The sequence below is a fragment of the Spirochaetota bacterium genome (genome assembly GCA_034190085.1).
Classification (GTDB): Bacteria; Spirochaetota; UBA4802; order UBA4802; family JAFGDQ01; genus JAXHTS01.
In genome coordinates, this window is sequence record JAXHTS010000048.1 from 122,779 (window position 1) to 128,781 (window position 6,003).

Annotated in this window: 8 protein-coding genes and 2 tRNA genes; 3 read left to right on the forward strand and 7 right to left on the reverse strand. The window is 38.8% G+C overall.

Annotation, left to right across the window (positions count from 1 at the left end):
- The first annotated feature begins 113 nt into the window (after positions 1-113).
- The gene (gene der, locus SVZ03_08660; GenBank protein ID MDY6934278.1) at positions 114-1,424 is read left to right on the forward strand and encodes a ribosome biogenesis GTPase Der; all 1,311 of its coding nucleotides are present in this window, start codon (positions 114-116) and stop codon (positions 1,422-1,424) included.
- A gap of 3 nt (positions 1,425-1,427) precedes the next feature.
- Here the strand turns inward: der and recR are convergent, their stop codons facing one another.
- From recR to SVZ03_08690, 6 genes are all read right to left on the reverse strand, one after another.
- Positions 1,428-2,027: a recombination mediator RecR gene (gene recR / locus SVZ03_08665; GenBank protein MDY6934279.1), complete on the reverse strand. Its 600-nt coding sequence runs from the start codon at positions 2,025-2,027 to the stop codon at positions 1,428-1,430.
- Positions 2,028-2,050: 23 nt separating this feature from the next.
- Entirely contained in the window at positions 2,051-2,377 is a 327-nt protein-coding gene (locus tag SVZ03_08670; GenBank protein ID MDY6934280.1) for a YbaB/EbfC family nucleoid-associated protein, read from the reverse strand.
- Positions 2,374-3,657, reverse strand: a complete 1,284-nt coding sequence (dnaX, locus tag SVZ03_08675) for a DNA polymerase III subunit gamma/tau (GenBank protein MDY6934281.1) — start codon at positions 3,655-3,657, stop codon at positions 2,374-2,376. The genes SVZ03_08670 and dnaX overlap by 4 nt, the downstream gene beginning before the upstream one ends.
- Positions 3,658-3,816: 159 nt before the next feature.
- Positions 3,817-3,901 (reverse strand) — tRNA-Ser (locus SVZ03_08680).
- Between the two features lie 151 nt (positions 3,902-4,052).
- Positions 4,053-4,138, reverse strand: a tRNA-Ser gene (locus tag SVZ03_08685).
- Between the two features lie 462 nt (positions 4,139-4,600).
- A complete protein-coding gene (locus SVZ03_08690; GenBank protein ID MDY6934282.1) occupies positions 4,601-4,744 on the reverse strand; it encodes a hypothetical protein in 144 nt (47 codons plus the stop codon).
- A gap of 216 nt (positions 4,745-4,960) precedes the next feature.
- Here SVZ03_08690 and SVZ03_08695 point away from each other — a divergent pair, with 216 nt between their 5' ends.
- Positions 4,961-5,173: a hypothetical protein gene (locus tag SVZ03_08695; protein MDY6934283.1), complete on the forward strand. Its 213-nt coding sequence runs from the start codon at positions 4,961-4,963 to the stop codon at positions 5,171-5,173.
- A gap of 152 nt (positions 5,174-5,325) precedes the next feature.
- The gene (locus SVZ03_08700; GenBank protein MDY6934284.1) at positions 5,326-5,667 is read left to right on the forward strand and encodes a hypothetical protein; all 342 of its coding nucleotides are present in this window, start codon (positions 5,326-5,328) and stop codon (positions 5,665-5,667) included.
- An 18-nt stretch (positions 5,668-5,685) separates the two neighbouring features.
- On the opposite strand, the gene SVZ03_08705 is transcribed toward SVZ03_08700, so the two are convergent.
- Positions 5,686-6,003: hypothetical protein (locus SVZ03_08705; protein ID MDY6934285.1), on the reverse strand; the 318-nt coding region annotated here is incomplete at its 5' end.

The window sequence follows — 6,003 nt, forward strand, 5'->3', positions numbered from 1 at the left end:
CTAGAGATCTATGGACTGTAATTAACAATGTTGAGTAACAATATTTGAGAGATCTATCCTTGTCAGGGACCACATCAATATTATCATTCTATTCTTGAAGTAAGCTTATAAAAATGTCAAAGAAGTTACCCATAGCAACAATCATAGGCAGACAAAACGTAGGGAAATCAACCCTGTTTAATGCCCTAATACGAGAGAGAAGGGCAATAGTCGACCCCCTACCAGGATTAACCAGGGATATTATCACCTATTCCATAAACTACAAATCAGTCTCCTTTATTATTTCAGACACGCCTGGTTTAGATATTAATAAATCCTCTGAACTATCTCAATCAATAATTGAAAATGCCAGAAATCATCTGAAGAGATCATCTGTAATTATTTTTTTAATGGAAAATCCATCCCCATTCCCCTTTGACCTAGATCTTTCGAGATTTATCAGGAAGCTCTCTCTTCCCACAATTGTAACAGTAAACAAGATGGATACAAATACTGATCTTGAGAATATGACAAATTTTTATGAAATGGGCTACACCGATATCCTCCCTATCTCCGCCCTTAAAAAGATGAATATAGATATGCTTCTTGATAAGATAACAGATATCCTACCTGTGAAAAGGTTATCCACTGACAATACAGATTTAAAAATATCTATTGTAGGGAGGCCAAACTCCGGAAAATCAACACTACTAAATTCACTATTAGGATATGAAAGGGCAATAGTTTCTGATATACCAGGCACAACTAGAGATGCGATTGATGAGGACATATCATTCCATGGGAAGAGGATTCGGGTTATTGATACGGCGGGTTTGAAGAAAAAAAGCCGAATAAAGGGGAATGAACAATTCTATTCAATGAGGCGCACGATCGATTCAATAAATAGATCCGATGTAGTAATTCACCTCATTGACGCGACCATTGGACTGACAGAAACAGATAAAAAGATATCAGATGAAATACTAAAGGCAAATAAACCAATAATTATCTCTATAAATAAATGGGATGCTGTGAATAAGGACACAAAAACCTTTGAAGAGTATAAGGAAAAAATAATCTATCAATACTATAGGGCAATTGACTTCCCCATTATGTCAATCTCAGCATTGGAGAGGATCCGAATTCACAAGCTAATGACAACAGCCCTGGAATTATCTGAAAAATCAAAAATGAAAATTGAGACCTCCAAGCTTAACGACATTATTCAGAATATCCAGAAGATGAGGCTTACCCCCCAAATAGGTAGATCCATGAAAATATACTATGCAACTCAAATAAGCACAACACCCCCTCAGTTTAAGTTATTTGTGAATAATCATAAACTCTTTAAAAGGGATGTCATAAGATTTCTACAAAAGGCGCTGCAGGAGAGATTAGACCTAAAGGGGATACCGATCATACTAAGGATTCATGACAGAAGATGATGATCATATCTCCACCCTCCCAATAAGGGATTTGACAATCGTAGCGCTATCAGCATACTCCAATTCAGAACCAACAGGAAGGCCGTGAGCAATCCTCATAACCCTAACGCCTATTGGTTTCAACACCTGTGATAGATATAGACTGGTCGCATCCCCCTCAATGGTTGGATTTGTCGCTATAATGACCTCCCGCACCCCCCCATTCTTGCATCTATGCAAAAATGAATCTATATTCAGTTCATCAGGCCCAATGCCATTTAACGGAGATATTACCCCCCTTAGCACATGGTAAACCCCACGATATTCCATTGTCTTTTCGATCGTTAGGATGTCCTTTGCTTCCTCAACAACGCATATCAGATCTCCATCCCTGCTTGCATCCGAGCATATTGAACACACATCCCCATCCGATATTCCGCTACAGATCTTGCAGGAGGTAATATTTCTCTTCAACTCAACGATAGCCCTTGATATTCTCTCCGCATCATCATAGGGGATTTTCAGAATGTGAAAAGCGAGTCTACTGGCACTCTTTGGACCTATTCCAGGAAGCCTTGAAAACTCCTTAATCAATTCATCTAAATATTTAGAAGGACTTTTCATAAGTATATTCTATTATAAAATATCTATTTCAAGAAATCACTAAGGCCAGGGATGTTAATTCCTCCAGTAATCTTTGCCATCTCCTCTTCAGCGTATCCCTTACTCTTATCTATTGCAGAATTAACCGCTGACATTATGGACTTCTCAATTCTATCTTTATCCGCATTATCAAATAGCTTTGAGTCAATCTTAATATTCATCAGCTTAAACTCCCCACTCACAACCGCTCTTATAGAACCATCATCACTCTCGCCCTCAATCTCGATCTTTTTAAGTCTCTTTTGTATCTTTTTGAGTTCCTTTTGCATCTTCATAATTTGACCAACGTCTCCCAATCCCTTTAACATCATTTATCTCCTTTTTCAATTATTTGACCTTGAAACACTTCCCTTATCCTTTCAACCACTGAATTGGATTTATCCAATCCTGTCTCCATTTTATCCTTTTTATCCTCTCCATGAGAGGATGGAGGAGCGCCAAGAGACTCATTGCCCTTAGATGCTTCCTCAAGTTTTTTTAGAATGGCCGCAATCGATGGCCCCTTCTTCACATTGATCATATCAAGAAGGGCCATCTCCAGGCTTATCCTCTCATTAAATGAAAACCTTAAATCACTCATGAGTTCGCTTGCTATCCTGAACAATACGCTCAACTCCTCATCGCAGAATAGGTTTGCAGCATCCTTTATTCGATCCATCTCGTCATCAGAAAACCCTAATATATCCTTAACGGAGACTCCACAGCCTACCAGTCTCAATGTTCTCAAGATATCGATAAATCCTGTAACATACCCATTGATGTCAGCCCCGAGTGTTACTATACGGTCAACCTCACTCATTGTCTGCTTTGCATCCAGGCTTCCGATATACCTCAATAGGCTAAGATAACTCTCGAGCGGCATCACCCCTAGAATAGCTAATGCGTCAGACTCATCAATCTCACCCTCAGAGAAGGCTATTAATTGATCAATTAGAGACTGGGCATCACGCATGGAACCCTCTGATGCCCTGGCTATTTGATAGAGGGCTCCCTCAAGGATATTATATCCCTCACTCTCCACAATACGCTTCAAGTGATCCACAATAAATTCATTGGGAATTTTTTTAAATGAATACTTCTGGCATCGCGATAAAATTGTCTCAGGTATGCGATGGATCTCTGTTGTCGCAAACACAAAAACAACATGCCGCGGAGGCTCTTCAAGGGTTTTCAAGAGAGCGTTAAAGGCCTCCTTAGTAAGCATGTGAACTTCATCAATAATATATATCTTGTATCTACATTTGATTGGGGCAAAATTTACATTCTCCCTCAACTCCCGTACATCCTCAATCCCTCTATTGGATGCCCCATCTATCTCAATAACATCAAAGGAAGAGCCTTGCCTTATCTCTACACAATTTTCACATTTGCCGCAGGGGGAATCTGTCAGGCCAGTATTACAGTTCAATGCCTTTGAGAGCACCCTCGCCATTGTGGTTTTTCCAACACCCTTGGGCCCAGCGAATAGATAAGCGTGAGACACCCTCCCCTTTTTAATGCTATTTCTTATGGTTCTTGAGATATGATTCTGGAAGATAATCTCATCGAAATTTTGAGGACGCCATTTTCTGGCAATTACCTGATATGTCATGTACTTTCTTTGATGAATTTAGCCAAAATCTTGTTATATCAGAAATATTGATCTACCCTATCACATTGCACATTAGCATTGTAATTGAGATTATGCCTACAGGTGCAGTTCTGCTGCTACTATGCCCGGCATATCAATAATCCTAACTGTAAAATGATTCGGAGAAGGAGGGATTCGAACCCTCGGTAGCTTGCACTACACACGGTTTCCAACCGTGCTCCTTCGACCACTCAGACACTTCTCCATTTGGTAAATTCTATAATAATGGCAGGAAATCCCTGCAATTTATTTAGAACTAACATCATCTGTTCTGTAAATAAAAAAAAGCATATGTGGTTTATTAAAAATACTCAATAGCATTGTCAACAAACAAACATCCACTTTTAAGGAAAATACGGAGAGAGAGGGATTCGAACCCTCGGAGGAATTACTCCTCAACGATTTTCGAGACCGTCCCATTCGACCACTCTGGCATCTCTCCACAGGTTGTTTGAATTAGCATGATGATTGACCAATCTGTAAAGAATTTTTTGATAAAATAATCCTATGTTAAGGGATACCTTTATCCACTAGGCGCATATTTTCAGGCTATCCTAGAGATACTATCAAGGGCTATCCCCCCTCCACTATCTCTACTAAAATAGACCCATAATAATTACCTTATGATTGCTAAATCAATAATACTTTGATAAAGATGTATACTAAAAGATAAATATTCTCCCTGCTGAAGGCGCAGAGGAATATTTATCTTTTAGTCTGATGTGTTAGTTACAAGATATTCTTCTCTTTTTGAGTACTCAACATAAATAGACCAATACTGGAAAGCTTTCTTCCATCATTTTATAAACACTCTCACTTGAAAATGAAGGAGTTATGGTCTATAGGTTGTAGTAAGTAAAATCTTTGAGGTAATAACATTTCAATGAGGTTAATTTAATAAATTTTAATAAAATCCTTGATATTCATCTCTAATAATTCGATGTTTTCTTCGATAATACTTGACAATAGTGGGCTTGATCATTAAATAGTTCGCTATGATTCTATCAGGCCAACCAAATTCTAAAAGACGTAGAATAGATCTTTTCATAATCCAACCTCCATGTATTTTTGTATATAGTTCCTTCATGTTGAGTATATCTAATAAATCATAAAAATCAATCATTTTTCAAAAAATTTTTTTTTAAAAATGTCACAACTCAAAAAGTGGCTATAGTTTTGCATATGAGAAAGGAGCGATTCTGTGTATGCATTAATTACAAATATTCGCACAAAGGCGCAGAGTCACAAGGAATTGTAAGAGAGAATGGAAGGGAGATATAAAACAAAATCTTTGTATCATTGTGTGAGAATAAAAACTTATTACCCGACAACGCATACAACCTCTACTCCGGGACAGGGAGGCTGGCTCACATGTTGTTCTGAATGGCGTTTGCCGGGATGCATTGCTCCCTTGCAGGATGATAGAGTTGAGAGATCGGGTTGCAAAGAGGACAAGGGAGAGAAGCATGGCTATTGACAGATACCGGTTATTGTGATACACTATTTACCTAATAGTCTAATTACTTCCGTGCTTATGTACACTGCCTCATAGAGGATAATCCTTTATCTTTTTCAGATAAGGATAAAATAAAAACCCTCGCAAAAGTATATAAAAGGAGGTGATTAAAGATGGCCAAGAGATCCTTTGCAGATATAATCAATCAATATCAAATATTGATTTCCGGATTAAAGAAGAACGAGAACGAGCTTTCCCTGCCAATAGCGATTCCGGATTTTGAGGAGCATGTATCAGATGCCGTGGAAAAAGACAGGCAGCAGGAGGATTTAAAGGCACAGTTGCAGCAATCCACAGAACAGCTTACAAACTTGATAAAGGACCTGAAAGAGGAATCATCAAGGCTGACAAGCGCTATTTATTCCTACTACGGCAAAAAGTCTGAGAAGCTCGAAGAATTTGGCATAAAACCATGGAAAAAGAGCGGCAGGAAGGGTAACAGAAGGGCTCATTAGAATAATATGTGGGGTTGTCTAAAAGTATTTCATTCCGGTTACAGAAAAACGGAATGCCGGAATCAAAATAAGTAAAATAATGTATATATTTGAGATTCCTGTATTCTTAGATCCCGCACAGGTGAATGACTTTTTGTACAACCCCAGTATATAGTAACTAAGCCCATCCTTACACAGAGCCTGGTATTCCTTACACAGAGCCTGGTATTCCTTACACAGAGCCTGGTATTCCTTGCACAGAGCCTGGTATTCCTTGCGCAGAGCCTGGTATTCCTTGCGCAGAGCCTGGTATTCCTTGCGCAGAGCCTGGTATTCCTTGCGCAGAGCCTGGTATTC

What these genes read in the sequence shown, in the direction of transcription:
- der (MDY6934278.1), top strand. Translation starts at nt 114, where the DNA reads ATGTCAAAGAAGTTACCCATAGCAACAATCATAGGCAGACAAAACGTA.
- recR (MDY6934279.1), bottom strand. Translation starts at nt 2,027, where the DNA reads ATGAAAAGTCCTTCTAAATATTTAGATGAATTGATTAAGGAGTTTTCA.
- SVZ03_08670 (MDY6934280.1), bottom strand. Translation starts at nt 2,377, where the DNA reads ATGATGTTAAAGGGATTGGGAGACGTTGGTCAAATTATGAAGATGCAA.
- dnaX (MDY6934281.1), bottom strand. Translation starts at nt 3,657, where the DNA reads ATGACATATCAGGTAATTGCCAGAAAATGGCGTCCTCAAAATTTCGAT.
- SVZ03_08690 (MDY6934282.1), bottom strand. Translation starts at nt 4,744, where the DNA reads ATGAAAAGATCTATTCTACGTCTTTTAGAATTTGGTTGGCCTGATAGA.
- SVZ03_08695 (MDY6934283.1), top strand. Translation starts at nt 4,961, where the DNA reads ATGGAAGGGAGATATAAAACAAAATCTTTGTATCATTGTGTGAGAATA.
- SVZ03_08700 (MDY6934284.1), top strand. Translation starts at nt 5,326, where the DNA reads ATGGCCAAGAGATCCTTTGCAGATATAATCAATCAATATCAAATATTG.